17 protein-coding genes are annotated in these 17,697 nt (G+C 56.9%); 5 read left to right on the top strand and 12 right to left on the bottom strand.

The annotated features are described in order from the left end of the window. Positions 1-215 precede the first annotated feature (215 nt). The 4 genes from nirB (at position 216) to IM271_RS09915 (ending at position 4,906) form a co-directional block, all read left to right on the top strand. Complete coding sequence (gene nirB / locus IM271_RS09930) at positions 216-2,759, top strand: nitrite reductase large subunit NirB (RefSeq protein WP_028014653.1); 2,544 nt, start codon at positions 216-218, stop codon at positions 2,757-2,759. Next, positions 2,756-3,082: a nitrite reductase small subunit NirD gene (gene nirD, locus IM271_RS09925; protein ID WP_045259347.1), complete on the top strand. Its 327-nt coding sequence runs from the start codon at positions 2,756-2,758 to the stop codon at positions 3,080-3,082. Before nirB ends, nirD begins: the two co-directional genes overlap by 4 nt. Positions 3,083-3,217: 135 nt before the next feature. Further along, on the top strand, positions 3,218-4,591 hold the full coding sequence (gene cysG / locus IM271_RS09920) for a siroheme synthase CysG (RefSeq protein WP_193052524.1): 1,374 nt from the start codon (positions 3,218-3,220) through the stop codon (positions 4,589-4,591). Between the two features lie 144 nt (positions 4,592-4,735). Then, entirely contained in the window at positions 4,736-4,906 is a 171-nt protein-coding gene (locus IM271_RS09915; protein ID WP_008503029.1) for a YhfL family protein, read from the top strand. Between the two features lie 71 nt (positions 4,907-4,977). Here IM271_RS09915 and trpS read toward each other — a convergent pair whose 3' ends face one another. From trpS to IM271_RS09855, 12 genes are all read right to left on the bottom strand, one after another. Beyond that, positions 4,978-5,982 carry a tryptophan--tRNA ligase gene (gene trpS, locus IM271_RS09910; RefSeq protein ID WP_028014657.1) on the bottom strand — a complete coding sequence of 335 codons (1,005 nt, stop codon included), beginning with the start codon at positions 5,980-5,982 and terminating at the stop codon, positions 4,978-4,980. After that, positions 5,975-6,736, bottom strand: coding sequence for a phosphoglycolate phosphatase (gene gph / locus IM271_RS09905; protein WP_193052523.1), 762 nt, complete (start codon positions 6,734-6,736; stop codon positions 5,975-5,977). The genes trpS and gph overlap by 8 nt, the downstream gene beginning before the upstream one ends. After that, on the bottom strand, positions 6,729-7,406 hold the full coding sequence (gene rpe / locus IM271_RS09900) for a ribulose-phosphate 3-epimerase (RefSeq protein ID WP_023333698.1): 678 nt from the start codon (positions 7,404-7,406) through the stop codon (positions 6,729-6,731). The genes gph and rpe overlap by 8 nt, the downstream gene beginning before the upstream one ends. A gap of 41 nt (positions 7,407-7,447) precedes the next feature. Continuing rightward, positions 7,448-8,260, bottom strand: a complete 813-nt coding sequence (gene dam / locus IM271_RS09895) for an adenine-specific DNA-methyltransferase (protein WP_028014659.1) — start codon at positions 8,258-8,260, stop codon at positions 7,448-7,450. 67 nt (positions 8,261-8,327) lie between these two features. Further along, positions 8,328-9,629, bottom strand: a complete 1,302-nt coding sequence (gene damX / locus IM271_RS09890) for a cell division protein DamX (RefSeq protein ID WP_193052522.1) — start codon at positions 9,627-9,629, stop codon at positions 8,328-8,330. Between the two features lie 92 nt (positions 9,630-9,721). Next, positions 9,722-10,810 carry a 3-dehydroquinate synthase gene (gene aroB, locus IM271_RS09885; protein WP_041911921.1) on the bottom strand — a complete coding sequence of 363 codons (1,089 nt, stop codon included), beginning with the start codon at positions 10,808-10,810 and terminating at the stop codon, positions 9,722-9,724. Between the two features lie 57 nt (positions 10,811-10,867). After that, the gene (gene aroK, locus IM271_RS09880) at positions 10,868-11,389 is read right to left on the bottom strand and encodes a shikimate kinase AroK (protein ID WP_003861630.1); all 522 of its coding nucleotides are present in this window, start codon (positions 11,387-11,389) and stop codon (positions 10,868-10,870) included. A gap of 286 nt (positions 11,390-11,675) precedes the next feature. Beyond that, positions 11,676-12,914, bottom strand: a complete 1,239-nt coding sequence (gene hofQ, locus IM271_RS09875) for a DNA uptake porin HofQ (protein WP_193052521.1) — start codon at positions 12,912-12,914, stop codon at positions 11,676-11,678. Next, a complete protein-coding gene (locus IM271_RS09870; protein ID WP_193052520.1) occupies positions 12,826-13,230 on the bottom strand; it encodes a HofP DNA utilization family protein in 405 nt (134 codons plus the stop codon). Before IM271_RS09870 ends, hofQ begins: the two co-directional genes overlap by 89 nt. Continuing rightward, complete coding sequence (locus tag IM271_RS09865; RefSeq protein ID WP_193052519.1) at positions 13,220-13,675, bottom strand: HofO; 456 nt, start codon at positions 13,673-13,675, stop codon at positions 13,220-13,222. The genes IM271_RS09870 and IM271_RS09865 overlap by 11 nt, the downstream gene beginning before the upstream one ends. 3 nt (positions 13,676-13,678) lie before the next feature. Continuing rightward, entirely contained in the window at positions 13,679-14,173 is a 495-nt protein-coding gene (locus IM271_RS09860; protein ID WP_193052518.1) for a PilN domain-containing protein, read from the bottom strand. After that, positions 14,170-14,946, bottom strand: a complete 777-nt coding sequence (locus tag IM271_RS09855; protein WP_193052517.1) for a DNA utilization protein HofM — start codon at positions 14,944-14,946, stop codon at positions 14,170-14,172. Before IM271_RS09855 ends, IM271_RS09860 begins: the two co-directional genes overlap by 4 nt. Before the next feature lie 120 nt (positions 14,947-15,066). On the opposite strand from IM271_RS09855, the gene mrcA reads away from it, so the two are divergent. Continuing rightward, entirely contained in the window at positions 15,067-17,619 is a 2,553-nt protein-coding gene (gene mrcA / locus IM271_RS09850) for a peptidoglycan glycosyltransferase/peptidoglycan DD-transpeptidase MrcA (RefSeq protein WP_100171214.1), read from the top strand. Positions 17,620-17,697 lie beyond the last annotated feature (78 nt).

Here is a 17,697-nt window from a genome sequence, read left to right as displayed (position 1 = left end):
TACCCGCTCTGACTGCCGATTCGTAAAAACCCCGTCAAATATGTGCGAAAAACAAGCAAGCACAAAAATCAAACAATATCCGTTACTTATAAAAAACCTGACAAATCATAGATATACCCACTAAGGGGTAGGTGAAGGCGTATTTGATTTGCATCAATAAGTGCCCCTGCTGAATCGTTAAGGTAGGCAGTAATAGAAAAGAAATCGAGGCAAAAATGAGCAAAGTCAGACTCGCTATCATCGGTAACGGCATGGTCGGCCACCGCTTTATTGAGGATCTTCTCGATAAAGCCGATGCTGACCAGTTCGATATTACCGTGTTCTGTGAAGAACCCCGCAAGGCGTACGACCGTGTGCACTTGTCTTCCTACTTCTCTCACCATACCGCCGAAGAGCTTTCTCTGGTGCGCGAAGGGTTCTACGAGAAGCATGGCGTAAAAGTGCTGGTGGGCGAACGCGCTATCACCATCAACCGTCAGGAGAAAGTGATCCACTCCAGCGCCGGGCGTACGGTTTTTTACGATAAGCTGATCATGGCGACTGGCTCGTATCCGTGGATCCCGCCGATTAAAGGGTCGGAAACCCAGGATTGCTTCGTTTACCGTACCATTGAAGACCTCAACGCCATTGAATCCTGCGCACGTCGAAGCAAACGCGGTGCGGTTGTTGGCGGTGGCCTGCTGGGCCTGGAAGCGGCAGGCGCGCTGAAAAACCTCGGCGTTGAAACCCACGTTATCGAATTTGCCCCGATGCTGATGGCGGAACAGCTGGACCACATGGGCGGCGACCAGCTGCGTCGTAAAATCGAAAGCATGGGTGTGAAGGTTCACACCAGCAAGAACACCAAAGAGATCGTGCAGGAAGGCACAGAGGCGCGTAAAACCATGCGCTTTGCCGACGGCAGCGAGCTGGAAGTGGACTTCATCGTCTTCTCCACCGGTATTCGTCCGCGCGACAAGCTCGCCACGCAGTGCGGCCTGGCCGTAGCCCAGCGCGGCGGGATCATGATTAACGATACCTGCCAGACCTCCGATCCGGATATCTACGCCATTGGCGAGTGCGCCAGCTGGAATAACCGGGTATACGGTCTGGTGGCACCAGGATACAAAATGGCGCAGGTCGCCGTGGACCATATCCTCGGCAGCGAAAACGCCTTCACCGGCGCAGACATGAGCGCCAAGCTGAAGCTGCTGGGCGTGGACGTAGGCGGTATCGGCGATGCGCATGGCCGCACCCCGAACTCCCGCAGCTACGTCTATCTGGACGAAAGCAAAGAGGTCTACAAACGCCTTATCGTCAGCCAGGACAACAAAACCCTGCTCGGTGCGGTGCTGGTGGGCGATACCAGCGACTTCGGTAACCTGCTCCAGCTGGTGCTGAACGCCATTGAGCTGCCGGAAAACCCGGACGCGCTGATCCTGCCGGCGCACGCCTCCAGCGGTAAACCCTCTATCGGCGTAGATAAACTGCCGGACAGCGCGCAGATTTGCTCCTGCTTCGACGTCACCAAAGGCATGCTGATCTCCGCCATCAACAAAGGCTGCCACACCGTTGCGGCGCTGAAGGCCGAAACCAAAGCCGGTACCGGCTGCGGCGGCTGTATTCCACTGGTGACTCAGGTACTGAACGCTGAACTGGCGAAACAGGGCATCGAAGTGAACAACAACCTGTGCGAGCACTTCGCTTACTCTCGCCAGGAGCTGTACCATCTGATCCGTGTGGAAGGCATCAAGTCCTTCGACGAGCTGCTGGAGAAACACGGTCAGGGTTACGGCTGTGAAGTGTGTAAACCGACCGTCGGCTCCCTGCTGGCGTCCTGCTGGAATGAGTACGTGCTCAAACCAGAACATACGCCGCTGCAGGATACCAACGATAACTTCCTGGCGAACATCCAGAAAGACGGTACTTACTCCGTCATTCCGCGTTCCGCCGGTGGCGAAATCACCCCGGAAGGGCTGGTCGCCGTGGGCCGTATCGCCCGTGAGTTTAATCTGTACACCAAAATCACCGGTTCCCAGCGTATCGGCCTGTTTGGCGCGCAGAAGGATGATCTGCCGGAAATCTGGCGTCAGTTGATTGAAGCGGGCTTCGAAACCGGTCACGCGTATGCCAAAGCGCTGCGCATGGCGAAAACCTGCGTGGGCAGCACCTGGTGCCGCTACGGCGTGGGCGACAGCGTGGGATTCGGCGTCGAGCTGGAAAACCGCTACAAAGGCATCCGTACCCCGCACAAAATGAAGTTCGGCGTCTCCGGCTGTACCCGTGAATGTGCGGAAGCGCAGGGTAAAGACGTAGGGATCATCGCCACCGAGAAAGGCTGGAACCTGTACGTGTGCGGCAATGGCGGGATGAAACCACGCCACGCGGACCTGCTGGCGGCGGATCTCGATCGCGACACGCTGATCCAGTATCTCGACCGCTTCATGATGTTCTACATTCGTACCGCCGATAAGCTGACCCGTACCGCTTCCTGGCTGGATAATCTCGAAGGCGGTATCGACTATCTGAAGTCGGTCATCATTGATGACAAGCTGGGTCTGAACGAACAGCTGGAATCCGAGATGGCTCGCCTGCGCGAGGCGGTGATCTGCGAGTGGACCGAAACCGTCAACACCCCGGCGGCGCAGACGCGCTTCAAACATTTTATCAACAGCACCCAGCGCGACCCGAACGTGCAGGTGGTGCCGGAGCGCGAACAGCATCGTCCTGCAACCCCGTATGAACGCATTCCGGTGATGCTGGTGGAGGAAAACGCATGAGCCAGTGGGTGAACATCTGCAACATTAACGACATTCTGCCAGCAACCGGCGTCTGTGCTTTGCTGGGTAACGAGCAGGTGGCGATTTTTCGCCCTCGCCACGATGAACAGGTCTTTGCCATCAGCAATATCGATCCGTTCTTTGAGGCCAGCGTGCTCTCCCGCGGTCTGATTGCTGAACACCAGGGTGAGCTGTGGGTCGCCAGCCCGCTGAAAAAGCAGCGTTTCCGCTTAACCGACGGGCACTGCATGGAAGATGAAAGCTTCTCCGTGAAGCACTACGACGCCCGCGTGAAGGACGGCAAGGTGCAGCTCAAAGCGTAACCCTCCGCCTTTCCAATAGGAAAGGCTTATGACCCCTTATGGGTAACGGCAGGAAAAACCGTATGTTCTGTACGATTCCTGCTGTTATCCTGACGTCAATTCTTACCCCCTCCTTGAATGCTGTGAGGTAACGTCGTGGACCACCTGCCGATTTTCTGTCAATTACGCCATCGCGACTGCCTGCTTGTAGGCGGCGGCGATGTGGCTGAACGCAAAGCGCGCCTGTTGCTGGATGCTGGAGCCCGACTGACCGTCAATGCCCTCACCTTCGCTCCGCAGTTTGACGTCTGGGCGCAGGAAGGGATGCTCACGCTGATGCAGGGGGAGTTTGATGAGTCCCTGCTGGATACCTGCTGGCTGACGATTGCCGCGACGGATGACGATGAAGTGAACCAGCGCGTCAGCGACGCCTGCGAAGCGCGCCGGATCTTCTGTAACGTGGTGGATGCGCCGAAAGAGGCGAGCTTTATCATGCCGTCGATTATCGACCGTTCACCGCTGATGATCGCGGTGTCTTCCGGCGGCCGCTCGCCCGTACTTGCCCGCCTGCTGCGGGAAAAACTGGAAGCTATTTTGCCGCAGCATCTCGGCCAGATAGCCCACTACGCCGGGCAACTTCGCTCCCGCGTGAAGCAAACCTTCTCAACCGTGGGTGAGCGTCGTCGCTTCTGGGAGAAATTTTTCGTTAACGACAGGCTGGCGCAGTCGCTGGCGAATCAGGACGCGAAAGCGGTTGAAGAGACGACCGAGCAGCTGCTGAGCGAGCCGCTGGATCACCGAGGTGAAGTGGTGCTGGTCGGTGCTGGTCCGGGAGATGCGGGTTTACTGACCCTGAAAGGGCTCCAGCAGATCCAGCAGGCGGATATCGTGGTGTATGACCGCCTGGTCTCCGATGACATCATGAACCTGGTGCGCCGCGACGCCGACCGCGTCTTCGTCGGTAAACGGGCAGGCTACCACTGCGTGCCGCAGGAGGAGATTAATCAGATCCTGCTGCGTGAAGCGCAAAAGGGAAAACGCGTGGTGCGCCTTAAGGGCGGCGATCCGTTTATCTTTGGCCGCGGCGGCGAGGAGCTGGAAACCCTGTGCAATGCAGGCATTCCGTTCTCCGTGGTGCCGGGCATAACGGCGGCATCCGGCTGTTCAGCCTACTCTGGCATTCCGTTGACCCATCGCGACTACGCCCAGAGCGTGCGTCTGGTCACGGGCCACCTGAAAACCGGCAGCGAACTGGACTGGCATAACCTGGCCGCTGAAAAGCAGACGCTGGTGTTCTACATGGGGCTGAACCAGGCCGCCACCATCCAGGCGAAACTGCTGGAACACGGCATGGAGGCTGATATGCCCGTTGCGCTGGTGGAAAACGGGACGTCAATCAAGCAGCGCGTGGTGAATGGCGCGCTGACGCAGCTCGGTGAGCTGGCGCAGCAGGTCGAAAGCCCGGCGCTGATTGTGGTGGGTCGCGTGGTTGAACTGCGCGATAAGCTGAACTGGTTCTCGAATCACTAACGCATATTCTCCCTCCTTCGAGTAGTCCTTAAGCGGACTACTCCCTTCATACCTCAGTCGATAACATACCGCTCGCATAGTGGAACTTTTCCATTTATTCCCTCGTGTTACATCCAATTTAAGATTTTTTGACAAGGAATGCGTATGTTCAAGCTGGCAAAAGCCGCCGTTCTGGTTGGCCTGTTATCGACTCTGACCGCCTGCACCGGTCACGTTCAAAATACTAAAAATAACTGCAGCTACGATTACCTACTGCACCCGGCGATCTCCATTTCGAAGATCATCGGCGGTTGCGGCCCGGCGGCACAGCAGTAAGCGTTTTTCAGGCGTAAAAAAACCGGGGATTTCCCGGTTTTTTATTGAGTCCGTATTTGTCGGGTGGCGGCTTAAGGTTTCGCCACAAACCCAATCGCCTCGTACACCGCTTTCAGGGTTTCGGACGCGCGCGCGCTGGCTTTTTCCGCGCCGTCTTTCATCACCTTCTGCAGGAAAGCTTCGTCGTTACGGTAGCGATTGTAGCGCTCCTGCAGCTCGGTCAGCATGCCGGAAACGGCCTCTGCCACTTCACCCTTCAGGTGGCCGTACATCTTGCCTTCGAAGTGTTTTTCCAGCTCGGGAATGCTCTGGCCGGTCACGCCGGAGAGAATGTCCAGCAGGTTGGAGACGCCCGCTTTGTTCTGCACGTCGTAGCGCACCACAGGCGGCTCGTCGGAGTCGGTGACCGCGCGCTTGAGCTTTTTCACCACCGATTTCGGATCCTCCAGCAGGCCGATAACGTTGTTGCGGTTATCGTCAGACTTGGACATCTTCTTGGTTGGCTCCAGCAGCGACATCACGCGCGCGCCGGATTTCGGAATAAACGGCTCTGGCACTTTGAATACGTCGCCGTAAAGCGCGTTAAAGCGCTGGGCGATATCACGGCTCAGCTCCAGGTGCTGCTTCTGGTCTTCACCCACCGGCACCTGGTTGGTCTGGTACAGCAGGATGTCGGCCGCCATCAGCACCGGATAGTCGAACAGGCCAGCGTTGATGTTTTCAGAGTAGCGGGCAGACTTATCCTTGAACTGGGTCATGCGGCTCAGCTCGCCGAAATAGGTGTAGCAGTTCAGCGCCCAGCCCAGCTGCGCATGCTCCGGCACGTGAGACTGAACGAAAATGGTGCTCTTTTCAGGATCGATACCGCAGGCCAGATAGAGGGCCAGGGTGTCCAGGGTGGCTTTGCGCAGCTTCTCAGGATCCTGACGCGCGGTGATAGCATGCAAATCCACGATGCAATAAATGCAGTGGTAGTCATCCTGCATGCTCACCCACTGACGTAACGCACCCATGTAGTTACCAATGGTCAGTTCACCTGAAGGCTGTGCGCCACTAAAAACGATGGGCTTAGTCATTATTCAATTCCTGATGTTCACTGTGCGAAAGCCCGAGTGCGGGCAACAAATCTTTGAAGTGGTCGAACACAACATCCGGCTCACTCAGCGTAATGGCCTCACCGTAGTTGTAGCCATAGGTTAAACCGACGGAAGGACACCCCGCCGCTCGGGCAGCCAGAATATCATTACGCGAATCCCCGACAAAGAGCAGCTCCGCAGGCGTTAAGGATAATTTTCCTGCCACCAGCAACAGCGGCTCCGGATGCGGCTTTTTATTCTGCACGTCATCCCCGCCTACAATCACGGAGAAATATTTCGCGATATTGAGCGCCTCCAGCAGCGGCGCAACAAACGGCGTCGGCTTGTTGGTCACCAGTCCCAGCGGGATGCCTTTCGCGTGCAGCGCGCTCAGGGTTTCCTGGACGTCCGGGAACAGGAAGCTCCCCTCCTCGACGGCCTCTTCGTAGGAACGATCGAACAGCTTGCGCAGAATACGCAGCTGCTCATCCTGCGGGATATCGGCGTGATCGACGCTTGGTTTCCCCTGCGCGGAACGCTGCGACGCGCGTTCCTGACGAGCCCACGTCAACGCACGCTCCATCAGGACATCGGCACCGTTGCCAATCCACGTAATCACACGATCTTCGCCCGCAACGGGCAGTTCCAGTGCATACAGCGCCTGATCGACGGCGCTCGTTAAGCCCGGCGCGCTGTCCACCAGCGTGCCGTCGAGGTCGAATGCCACACCCCGAATTGCCTGCAATTTATCCATGACTTACCTTCGCCAGCTCGCGGCGCATTTCATCAATGACTTTTTTGTAATCCGGTTGGTCGAAAATTGCCGAACCTGCAACGAACATATCCGCGCCCGCTGCCGCAATTTCGCCAATATTATTCACTTTCACACCGCCGTCCACTTCCAGACGAATATCATAGCCAGACTCGTCAATGCGACGGCGCACTTCGCGCAGCTTATCCAGCGTGTGAGGGATAAACGACTGACCGCCAAAGCCCGGGTTGACGGACATCAGCAAAATCACGTCCAGCTTGTCCATCACGTAATCGAGATAGCTCAACGGTGTTGCCGGGTTAAACACCAGCCCCGCCTTACAGCCGTTCTCTTTGATCAGCTGCAGCGTGCGGTCAACGTGCTCGGAGGCTTCCGGATGGAAAGTGATAATGCTGGCGCCCGCTGCGGCGAAGTCAGGCACGATGCGGTCGACAGGCTTCACCATCAGGTGAACGTCGATCGGTGCGGTAATGCCGTAGTTACGCAGGGCTTTGAGCACCATCGGACCGATGGTCAGATTGGGAACGTAGTGGTTATCCATAACGTCGAAATGGACGACATCTGCGCCAGCTGCGAGAGCTTCCGCCGTGTCTTCACCCAGGCGGGCAAAATCGGCCGACAGAATTGAGGGGGCAATCAAAAACTGTTTCATCCGCATCTCCTTGAAATGTGTTTACCGGCGGGCAAAACGGCTCAGGGGCGATAAAGAGCCAGGAGTTCGTCCACCTTTTTACGTGTGCCGCCGTTGCTGCTAATGCTACGCCGCACCTTAACCTGAAAATGCTTCGCGGCTTTGTACCATTCGCGCGTATCAGGGGTATCGTGATTTGAAATTAACACCGGAATTCTTTTGCTGACCAGTTTTTCCGCCATCTCCGCCAGGCGGGCCTGTTCGGCCGGGCTGAAGCTATTGGTATGGTAGGCGGTGAAGTTCGCCGTCGCAGACAGCGGCGCATAAGGCGGATCGCAGTAAACCACCGAGTTTACGCCCGCCAGTTCCATGCACTCTTCATAGGAGAGGCAGTGGAACTCTGCATTCTGCGCTTTCTTCGCAAAATGATACAGCTCGTCCTGCGGGAAGTACGGGCGCTTATAACGACCAAACGGCACGTTAAATTCGCCGCGCAGATTATACCGGCACAGGCCGTTGTAACCATGACGGTTGAGGTAAAGGAACAGCAGCGCGCGGCGGAACGGATCCTGGCTCTGATTAAATTCCGTGCGGAACTGATAGTAAACGTCAGGGCTGTTGTTCTCTGGCGTAAACAGCTTGCGCGCCTCTTCCACATACTCATCGGTACGCAGCTTAACGATGTTATAGAGGCTGATAAGGTCGCTGTTGATATCCGCCAGGATATAACGAGAAAAATCGGTGTTCAGGAACACCGATCCCGCACCCACGAAGGGCTCGATAAGACACTCGCCTTTTGGCAGGTGCTTTTTAATATCATCGAGCAGGGGGTATTTCCCCCCTGCCCATTTCAGAAAAGCGCGATTTTTTTTCATGCTGACTAACTGATTACACCTTCTCCGGCTGTGGAGAAAGCTCCGACAGCATCCTGCGCTTTAAACATTACTTCAGATCGGCCTGCACCTGATGAATCGGCTTCGCCCACGGGTTTTTCGCCTGAACGTCTGCTGGCAGTGTCGCCACGGCGCGCTTCGCTTCATCTTTGGAAGCATACACACCGCTCACCAGCACGTACCACGGCTGTCCGTTACGGGTTGTCTGATAAACCACGTAGTTTTTCAGATTCGATTTCTTCGCCCAGCCGTTGAGGTTGTCATAGTTAGACGAACTGCTCAACTGCAGCGTGTAGTTGCTGGACGGTGCAGATTTCAGCGAACCGACGTTGCCAGCTGATTTACCTGCTGCAGCACTGGATGCCGTCGCCGTTGCGGCAGGCGCAGCGGTGGCAGCAGGTGCCGTTGTGGTTGCCGTCGCTTTCGGCGCAGTCTGCGTGACTGGCGCTTTGGCCGGCTCGCTCACGGCAGCCGTTTCAGAGCGTTTCGGCTGTGCCGGTGCGGCTTTCACTTCAGGCGCTTTTACCACGGCCTGAGGCTTGGTTTCACGCTTCGGCTCAATGACCGCCTGCTTACGTTCAGGACGCGTCGCAGTTTGCGTCTGGCGCGGTTTAGTTTCCGTTGCTGCCGTCTGCGGCTGCGCGGTAGCACCGTGGATCGGCGCGACGGTTGCAGGTTCAGTTGGCAGCGTAGAGTTAACCACAACGTTATCAACCTGCTGCTGGTTTTGCGGCTGCAACAGCGCATTGTTCAGGTCTCCCTGAACTTCAACACGCTGCTGGCCTTCGGGCGTGACAGGTGCCTGGCCCTGAGCAGGCGTTGATGAAACGGGCGGCAGAGAAACATCCTGCGGCGTCGTTGTGTTGCTGGCAGTCTGCTCAGCGGAAGTGGTGCCCGGCGCTGGCTGTGCACCATTCGCCTGATCCGTCGCATCATTACCGGAGAGGTTGATGCTCTTCTCTGCGGAGGCGGTTTGTTCGGTTGAGTTGGTGGACGGTGCTTTCAGCGCAGAGCCAATGCCAACAATCAGCAGCACAAGCACCAGAACGCCTAGTCCCATCATGATGTACTGACGGGAGGCCGGTTTCTGCGCAGCGGCTTTTTTACGTTTACGCGGGCGACGCTCTACAGGCTGTTCGTCCATTGAATCTTCTTCGGACTCATAATCCTCTTCTTCTCGCTCATCACGCGCGTTGCGGCTGCGCGAAGGGCGACGATCGTCTGCATCCAGATCAACATCGTCAAAGTTGATCTGCGGCTCGTTATCACGTTCTGAAGATTGACGAGAACGACCAGTACGACGATCGCTGGGATCGGGTTTCAGCTCGTCTTCTGGTTTGAATTCATCCATTTAACACCCCACTCAAAGGCTTATGCCTACGTCTTTGCATTTCGCCTGAAGCTAAACGACCACCGATAACAGTGGCCTGACCTTTCTAGTTGTTACGCCTGCTGGCAATCAGCAATGGCGCCAAGAACGACATCGTGCGACACTCCGCCGCGCACTTCACTCTTCCCTATTGCAAGCGGGAGTACAAGACGCATCTCACCTGCCAATACTTTTTTATCGCGCATCATGTGGGGTAAATACGCCTGCGCCGACATCTCCTGCGGCCCGGTTACCGGCAAACCTGCACGTTCAAGTAGCGCAATGATACGTGCCGTCTCTTCCGGTTTAAACTGCCCAAGACGTTCAGAGGTGCGGGCTGCCATGACCATGCCAGCCGCGACGGCTTCACCGTGCAGCCAGTTGCCGTAACCCATTTCGGCTTCAATGGCGTGGCCAAACGTATGCCCAAGATTCAGTAAAGCACGTAAGCCGGTTTCACGCTCGTCTGCCGCGACAACTTCTGCTTTCAGCTCACAACAACGACGAATGCAGTATGCCAGTTTCGCCTCATCCAGGCGCAGCAGCGCATCCATATTCTCTTCAAGCCAGTTAAAGAACTCGCCATCCAGAATAATGCCGTATTTGATCACTTCAGCCAGGCCAGAGGCCAGCTCGCGTTTCGGCAGGGTTTTCAGACAGTCGAGATCCACCACCACCGACGCAGGCTGGTAGAACGCGCCAATCATGTTTTTGCCGAGGGGATGGTTGACTGCCGTTTTGCCACCGACAGAGGAGTCGACCTGAGACAGCAACGTGGTCGGGATTTGAATAAAACGGACGCCACGCTGATAGCTTGCGGCCGCAAAGCCGGTCAGATCGCCCACAACACCGCCGCCCAGGGCAAGCAGTGTTGTATCGCGACCGTGCGGTTTTTGCAGCAATGCGGTAAAGACGGTATCGAGTACCGTCAGGCTTTTATACTGCTCGCCATCGGGCAGAATCACACTGTCGACTTTTACGCCTGCCTGCTCAAGCAGGTGACGCACGCGGTCGAGATAAAGCGGAGCCAGCGTCTCATTGGTGACCAGCATCGCCTGATCACCCGCTTTTAGTGGTAAAAATGAAGCTGGGTCGTTAAACAAACCAGCCGCGATGGTGATAGGGTAACTACGTTCCCCGAGAGTAACTGTAATCCTCTCCATGACGCGACATCCACCTTTAATGCTTTTACCCGCAGGCGAGTGTATATAAAGCCAGAATCAGTTGCTTTCCAGCATATGAATAATCTGGTTTGCAACCACTTTAGCGCTCTGATCGTCAGTACGAATGGTCACATCGGCAATCTCTTCATACAGCGGATTGCGTTCGTCGGCCAACGCTTCCAGAACTTCGCGTGGTGGCGTTTCAACCTGCAGCAGCGGGCGCTTTTTATCGCGCTGCGTACGTGCCAGCTGTTTCTCAATGGTCGTCTCAAGATAGACCACTACGCCACGGGCGGAGAGACGGTTGCGGGTTTCGCGAGATTTCACAGAGCCGCCGCCTGTTGCCAGTACGATGCCCTGTTTTTCCGTGAGTTCGTTGATCACTTTTTCTTCTCGGTCACGGAAACCTTCTTCGCCTTCTACATCGAAAACCCAGCCCACATCAGCTCCGGTTCGTTTCTCAATCTCTTGATCAGAATCGTAAAATTCCATATTGAGTTGTTGAGCTAACTGACGCCCAATAGTGCTTTTGCCGGCACCCATAGGCCCAACCAGAAAGATATTGCGTTTCTCTGCCATTTTATCGGTACTACTAAGACTATTCGTTAATGGTAATCCCCGCTTCGCAGACACCCGGCGTAGCAGGACATGAACTGAAACCTCATATGCAATAGAGCGAGAGTCAGACTAAAAATTATCTCAATACTCCGGCTTGTTTGGCAACTGATTAAATCACCGCGCCGGACGCATAAGGTAATAAGACGTAAGTCCAACTCAAATCGGTACTCCTTGTATGCTAATTCATGCCCCACGTCAAACATCTGCAACAAACTGAATGCAAAATCATTGCGGGGATCGTTACCCGTTAGTGAATACCGACCAGACGTGGCGTAATAAACACCACTAACTCACGCCGCTCATTATCTTTTCCATCATGGCGAAAAAGGTGTCCCAACCAGGGGATGCTCCCAAGCCCGGGCACGCTGTCACTGCCGGTTTTGTTCTTTTGCGAGAAAATTCCCCCCAGCGCCAGCGTTTCTCCACTTTTTACCTCCACCTGGGTTTCTATCTCCTGCTTATCGATGGCAAGCGTTTCGCCATCGGCCTGCTGCAGCACCTGTCCCGGCATGTTTTCACTGATGTGTAGTTTCAGGCGCACGCGCCCACCGGGCAATACTACCGGCGTGACCTCCATTCCGAGTACCGCCTCTTTGAACTCCACCGAGGTCGCCCCGCTTTCACCGCTTGAAACCTGATACGGGATCTCACTCCCCTGCTTAATGCTGGCCGGTTGCATGTGCGAGGCCAGCAGCCGCGGGCTGGCAATGATATCGACCTGCTGTTTTTGCTCCAGCGCAGAGAGCTCCAGATCCAGCAGCCTGCCGTTAATCCGCCCGATATTAAACCCCACATGCGTGGTAGCACTGGCCACGGAAAGATCGCTGCCAAGCGTCGTGAGCTGTCCAACCTTGCCCGCCTCAGTGGCCTCGGCAAGATTCCACTTCACCCCCAACTCTCGCAGGCTTTTTTCATTAATGGTGACAATGTGCGCCGCCAGTTCGACCTGCTCGACGGGAATATCCATCTGCGTCGCCCACTGCTGCAGCGCCTCCAGCACCGCCTGGTTATCCCTGATGAGCAGACGGTTGGTGCGTTTGTCGACAGATAAACTCCCCTTTGGGCTCAGGAGCTTTTCAGCCGCTTTTTGCAGTTCTCCGGCATCCGCATAAGAAAATGGGATGCTGTGCGAGACCAGCGGAGCATCAAGCTGTCGACGCGCTCGCTCCTGCTCTAAACGTTCCCGCTGTTCACGCTGCCAGGCCGCGGTATGGACATAATAAATACCGCCCTCCTCTCGTAAAACGAGTCCGGCGCTGGTGACTACCGTCTGTAACGCCTGCCGCCAGGGAACGCGCGTCAGGTTAAGCGAGAGCGTGCCGCCGACATCCGGCGATACCACCAGATTACGGTTCTCCTGCGCAACCAGCGCCTGTAGCACCTGAACCACCGGCACGTCATCCACCACCAGCGTGACCGGCTTTGGCGCGGCGGCCCACAGCGGGCGGCTGAACGCCAGCAGCAACAGCACTATCCTTAACTTCATTTTTATCCTTTCCTTCTCGTTGCCACGCCCATTCTTCGGGATCGCATGTGTCACCCACATCAACAACCAGTTCCGTTTCATTGATGGCCGTTATCCGCCAGCCCGCCGGGAAACGATCGTGCTCTTTCAGACGATGCCAGCGCTGTTGCCCATCCAGCAAAATACCAACGCGCTGCTGCCCTCCCACCATTCCGCGGTAGTGCCACTGTGCCAGTTCGGCTGTGGCGCAGGGGTCGTCCGGCGGGCGAAACGGATCGCGCATGCCGGTCAACAGCAGCGCCGAGCAAACCAGCAGGTATCTCGCGCTATTTCGCATGTTCCAGCTCCAGCTTCAGGCGTAACGCCGTACTTTGTGGCGCAAGCGTAAAAGCAGCGACCCGCACATCCCGCTGCGCCAGCCGGGAAAAAAGAGGCGGGATCGCCTGCCACTCCGCCTCCAGCGCCAGTTCACCACCGTTTTGCAACGGCTTCCAGTGAAGGAGCCTTGTGCCCTTCCCCTGAAAATCGAGCGGTGAAAAGGACTTTATCTCCAGTGCCGTCCGGGTTTGCGGGCTAAACGGCACCTGACTGGCGGTGGGCCACAGCGACGCGTTAGTCCGCGCCGCCTGGCTCAACTGCTGCCGCTGATCCGCACACTGCCTCTCTGCTGGCCGGAGCAATACACCCCATGCTGTCAGGCCCATCAGGAGAATACCCAGCCCCCCGCAGACCAGCCGACACCAGGGACGACTTTCACACCAGCGTTCTAACAAGGTCTCCACGCATTACCCCTCGCTTTTCAGGTGCAGAGTGAACATCCAGCGCCCCTGGCTATCCTGCCGGAGTTCCCCCTCAGAGCCGGGCGTAAAGCCGTCTATGTGCTCCAGCCCATTACGCAAGGCAGAAAGCGCCTGCAGGGTAGTGGCATATCCGATCAACATCAGAGCAGGAGGCTGATAACGCAGCTCTGTCAGCCATACCTGCGCAGGCATGGCCTCAGAAAGTGACTCCAGCACCGGTTGCCATGCGCGGCGCGGCGGCGTGCCCGCAGGGTTCTGCACCTCTGCGGTGGGTCGCTGGCGAGACACAAGACCACGCTGCACGGACTGCGTACCCGCCAGTTGGGCCTGCAGCGCGCGCAGCGTTACCAGATAATTCATCCTTACGCTAAAAACGGTCACCAGCATGAGCAGCAATGCGCCGAAAAACACGGTTCCCCAGAAACGCAGGCATCGCGCGCGCCGCTGCTGACGCCAGGGCAGGAAGTTGGTCACGTTCATTCAGGCGCCTCGCTCATGGCCAGCGCCAGCGCGACGGTATAGTCAGCCCCGCATTCGGGAAGAGGCGCATGCCAGCGCTGCAGCGTTTCCCATGGGGACCGTTCGGCATCAAAGAGCGCGATGTCATTCTGGTTGAGGGCCAGCAGCGCCGCCAGCTCAGCGACGTTTTCTGCTTCAGTGGTATAACGACGCCCCCACTGATGGCGCATAGCCCACAGCCAGTGATGCGCATCCCGCCAGGCGACGCACTGCGTCGGCGCTAACGCAGGCAGCAGGTTCGCCAGCGCGCTGGCATCCGGGGTGATGGTCGCCAGCCGCAAACGTAGCGTTTTCGCCAGGTCAAGAAGCGTTTCAACCTCTTTGTTTTGTGCAGCAGTCACGTGAAACGTATTGCTGAAGGTGTCCTGGGTGTAGTCGAAACAGAGGGACTCTGTCGACATCTCCAGTTCGCGCGAAAGCGCCGCCCCCATCCACGAGAGCTGCTCGCTGTCGCGCAATGCAAGAGCCGGTCGGGGCAACGTTTTTTGCAGAGTCCGTGCAGCAGGAAAAGAGAGAAATACCCGGTGGTAGTGCGGGAGCGCTTTTCGCCAGCCGCGTAAGGCATCGGCCAGCGCTTCTGGCTGACAAATTTTGCCGTCACGAATGATGCCTTCGGCCAGAGAAATGGCCCACCAGCGGCGTAAACACCAGCCGCCTCTCTCCCGGACCAGTGCCGTAATCAGGACCTTATCCTGTTGAATATGAACGCCCGTTTGCCATGTTTTGAAAGCCATGCTTCACGATCTCCTTATCGCCCGTCGCCTTGACGGCTATATCAATGAATCAGGCTTGCCTTTATACTACCGCGCGATTGTTTAGAAACTGCCCAAGTGAAACCAAATGGGAAATCTCCGGTGAAGTTCGTAAAGTATTTATTCATCCTTGCAGTCTGTTGCATTCTGCTGGGAGCAGGCTCGATTTACGGTTTGTACAAATATATTGAGCCACAGCTACCTGATGTCGCCACGCTCCGCGATGTGCGTCTCCAGATCCCAATGCAGGTCTATAGCGCCGATGGCGAGCTGATGGCGCAGTATGGCGAGAAGCGTCGTATCCCGCTGACCTTAAAACAAATTCCCCCCGTGATGGTGAAAGCTTTTATCGCCACGGAGGACAGCCGTTTCTACGAGCACCACGGTGTCGATCCGGTCGGGATTTTCCGTGCCGCAAGCATTGCGTTGTTCTCCGGTCACGCCTCCCAGGGGGCGAGCACCATTACGCAACAGCTGGCGCGTAACTTCTTCCTCAGCCCTGAAAAGACGCTGACGCGTAAGATCAAAGAGGTGTTCCTGGCGATCCGTATTGAGCAACTGCTGAACAAGGACGAGATCCTTGAGCTGTACCTCAATAAAATCTACCTGGGCTACCGTGCCTATGGCGTGGGGGCAGCCGCGCAGGTGTACTTCGGTAAGCCTGTTGAACAGCTCACCTTAAGCGAAATGGCAACCATTGCCGGTCTGCCAAAAGCGCCGTCCACGTTTAACCCGCTTTACTCGCTCGATCGCGCTACCTCACGCCGTAATGTCGTCCTGTCACGTATGCTGAGCGAAGGCTATATCAGCCAGAGCGAGTACGACCAGGCGCGTAACGACGTCATTGACGCCAATTATCACGCCCCTGAGATCGCCTTCTCAGCCCCTTATCTGACCGAAATGGTGCGCCAGGAGATGGTGAGTCGTTATGGCGACAAGGCCTATGAAGATGGCTATCGCGTATACACCACCGTTACCCGTAAAGTGCAGCAGGCGGCTCAGGACGCGGTGCGCAATAACGTGATGGACTACGATATGCGTCACGGTTATCGCGGACCGTCGAACGTGCTCTGGAAAGTGGGCGAAAGCGCATGGGACAGCAAAAAAATCACCAGCACGCTGAAAGCGCTGCCAACCTATGGTCCGCTCCTTCCAGCCGTAGTGACGCAGGCCGATCCTCAGGAAGCCGTTGCGACGCTGGCGGACGGCACGTCCGTCTCCCTGCGCATGGACGGTATTCGCTGGGCGCGTCCATACCGTTCGGACACCCTGCAGGGGCCAACGCCGCGCAAGGTGACCGACGTGGTACAGGCCGGGCAGCAGATTTGGGTGCGCAAGTCAGGCGATGCCTGGTGGCTGGCGCAGGTACCGGATGTGAACTCGGCTCTGGTCTCTATCAACCCACAGAACGGGGCGGTAATGGCGCTGGTCGGCGGGTTCGATTTCAACCAGAGCAAATTTAACCGCGCCACGCAGGCGCTGCGTCAGGTGGGTTCCAACATCAAGCCATTCCTCTACACGGCTGCGATGGATAAGGGGCTGACCCTTGCCAGCATCCTAAACGACGTGCCGATCTCCCGCTGGGATGCCGGTGCCGGTTCCGACTGGCAGCCGAAGAACTCTCCTGCGGAGTATGCCGGTCCTATTCGTCTTCGCCAGGGTCTGGGGCAGTCGAAAAACGTGGTGATGGTGCGTGCTATGCGCGCGATGGGCGTCGACTATGCGGCAGAGTACCTGCAGCGCTTCGGCTTCCCGGCTCAGAACATCGTTCGCACCGAGTCGCTGGCGCTGGGCTCAGCCTCCTTTACGCCGCTTCAGGTCGCCCGCGGATACTCGGTGATGGCCAACGGCGGCTTCCTGGTTGACCCGTACTTCATCAGCAAAATCGAGAACGACCAGGGCGGCGTGCTGTTTGAAGCGAAGCCGAAAATTGCCTGCCCTGAGTGTGATATTCCGGTCATTTACGGCAATACGCCGAAATCCGAGGTGCTCGAAAACAAGGACATGGAAGACCCTGCCGTTTCTCAGGAGCAGCCAAATATCGTCTTGCCGCAGCCGCAGCTGGAGCAGGCTAACCAGTCGCTGGTGGCGCAGACCGGCGCGCAGGAGTACGCCCCGCATGTGATCAACACGCCGCTGGCGTTCCTGATCAAGAGCGCGCTGAACACCAACATCTTCGGTGAACCCGGCTGGCAGGGTACCGGCTGGCGAGCAGGGCGCGATCTGCAGCGCCATGATATCGGCGGTAAAACCGGGACAACTAACAGCTCGAAGGATGCGTGGTTCTCCGGTTATGGGCCGGGCGTAGTGACGTCAGTCTGGATCGGTTTCGACGATCATCGCCGTGATTTAGGCCGTACCACGGCATCCGGCGCGATTAAAGATCAGATTTCCGGCTACGAAGGCGGCGCCAAAAGCGCGCAGCCGGCCTGGGATGCCTACATGAAATCCGTTCTTGAAGGCGTGCCGGAGCAGCCGCTGACGCCGCCACCGGGCGTGGTGACGGTCAATATTGACCGCAGCACCGGCCAGCTCGCTAACGGCGGTAATAGCCGTGCCGAGTATTTCATCGAAGGTACGCAGCCAACCACACAGGCGGTGCATGAGGTGGGAACAGAGATTATTGATAACGGCGAGACGCACGAGCTGTTTTAAGCATAAAAATGCCCGGTAAAAACCGGGCAAAGAATTGCAGGCCGGGTAAGGCGAAGCCGCCACCCGGCTTTTTTATGG

Origin of the sequence: Enterobacter cloacae complex sp. I3, assembly GCF_014896175.1 — a bacterium.
Taxonomy (GTDB): Bacteria; Pseudomonadota; Gammaproteobacteria; order Enterobacterales; family Enterobacteriaceae; genus Enterobacter; species Enterobacter bugandensis.
Note: the sequence above shows the minus strand (reverse complement) of the source record. Positions and strands in the feature narration are given on the sequence as shown.

Bases quoted from the DNA above. Each gene is read 5' to 3' on its own strand.
- nirB (WP_028014653.1), top strand. From the start codon at position 216: ATGAGCAAAGTCAGACTCGCTATCATCGGTAACGGCATGGTCGGCCAC.
- nirD (WP_045259347.1), top strand. From the start codon at position 2,756: ATGAGCCAGTGGGTGAACATCTGCAACATTAACGACATTCTGCCAGCA.
- IM271_RS09915 (WP_008503029.1), top strand. From the start codon at position 4,736: ATGTTCAAGCTGGCAAAAGCCGCCGTTCTGGTTGGCCTGTTATCGACT.
- trpS (WP_028014657.1), bottom strand. From the start codon at position 5,982: ATGACTAAGCCCATCGTTTTTAGTGGCGCACAGCCTTCAGGTGAACTG.
- gph (WP_193052523.1), bottom strand. From the start codon at position 6,736: ATGGATAAATTGCAGGCAATTCGGGGTGTGGCATTCGACCTCGACGGC.
- rpe (WP_023333698.1), bottom strand. From the start codon at position 7,406: ATGAAACAGTTTTTGATTGCCCCCTCAATTCTGTCGGCCGATTTTGCC.
- dam (WP_028014659.1), bottom strand. From the start codon at position 8,260: ATGAAAAAAAATCGCGCTTTTCTGAAATGGGCAGGGGGGAAATACCCC.
- damX (WP_193052522.1), bottom strand. From the start codon at position 9,629: ATGGATGAATTCAAACCAGAAGACGAGCTGAAACCCGATCCCAGCGAT.
- aroB (WP_041911921.1), bottom strand. From the start codon at position 10,810: ATGGAGAGGATTACAGTTACTCTCGGGGAACGTAGTTACCCTATCACC.
- aroK (WP_003861630.1), bottom strand. From the start codon at position 11,389: ATGGCAGAGAAACGCAATATCTTTCTGGTTGGGCCTATGGGTGCCGGC.
- hofQ (WP_193052521.1), bottom strand. From the start codon at position 12,914: ATGAAGTTAAGGATAGTGCTGTTGCTGCTGGCGTTCAGCCGCCCGCTG.
- IM271_RS09870 (WP_193052520.1), bottom strand. From the start codon at position 13,230: ATGCGAAATAGCGCGAGATACCTGCTGGTTTGCTCGGCGCTGCTGTTG.
- IM271_RS09860 (WP_193052518.1), bottom strand. From the start codon at position 14,173: ATGAACGTGACCAACTTCCTGCCCTGGCGTCAGCAGCGGCGCGCGCGA.
- IM271_RS09855 (WP_193052517.1), bottom strand. From the start codon at position 14,946: ATGGCTTTCAAAACATGGCAAACGGGCGTTCATATTCAACAGGATAAG.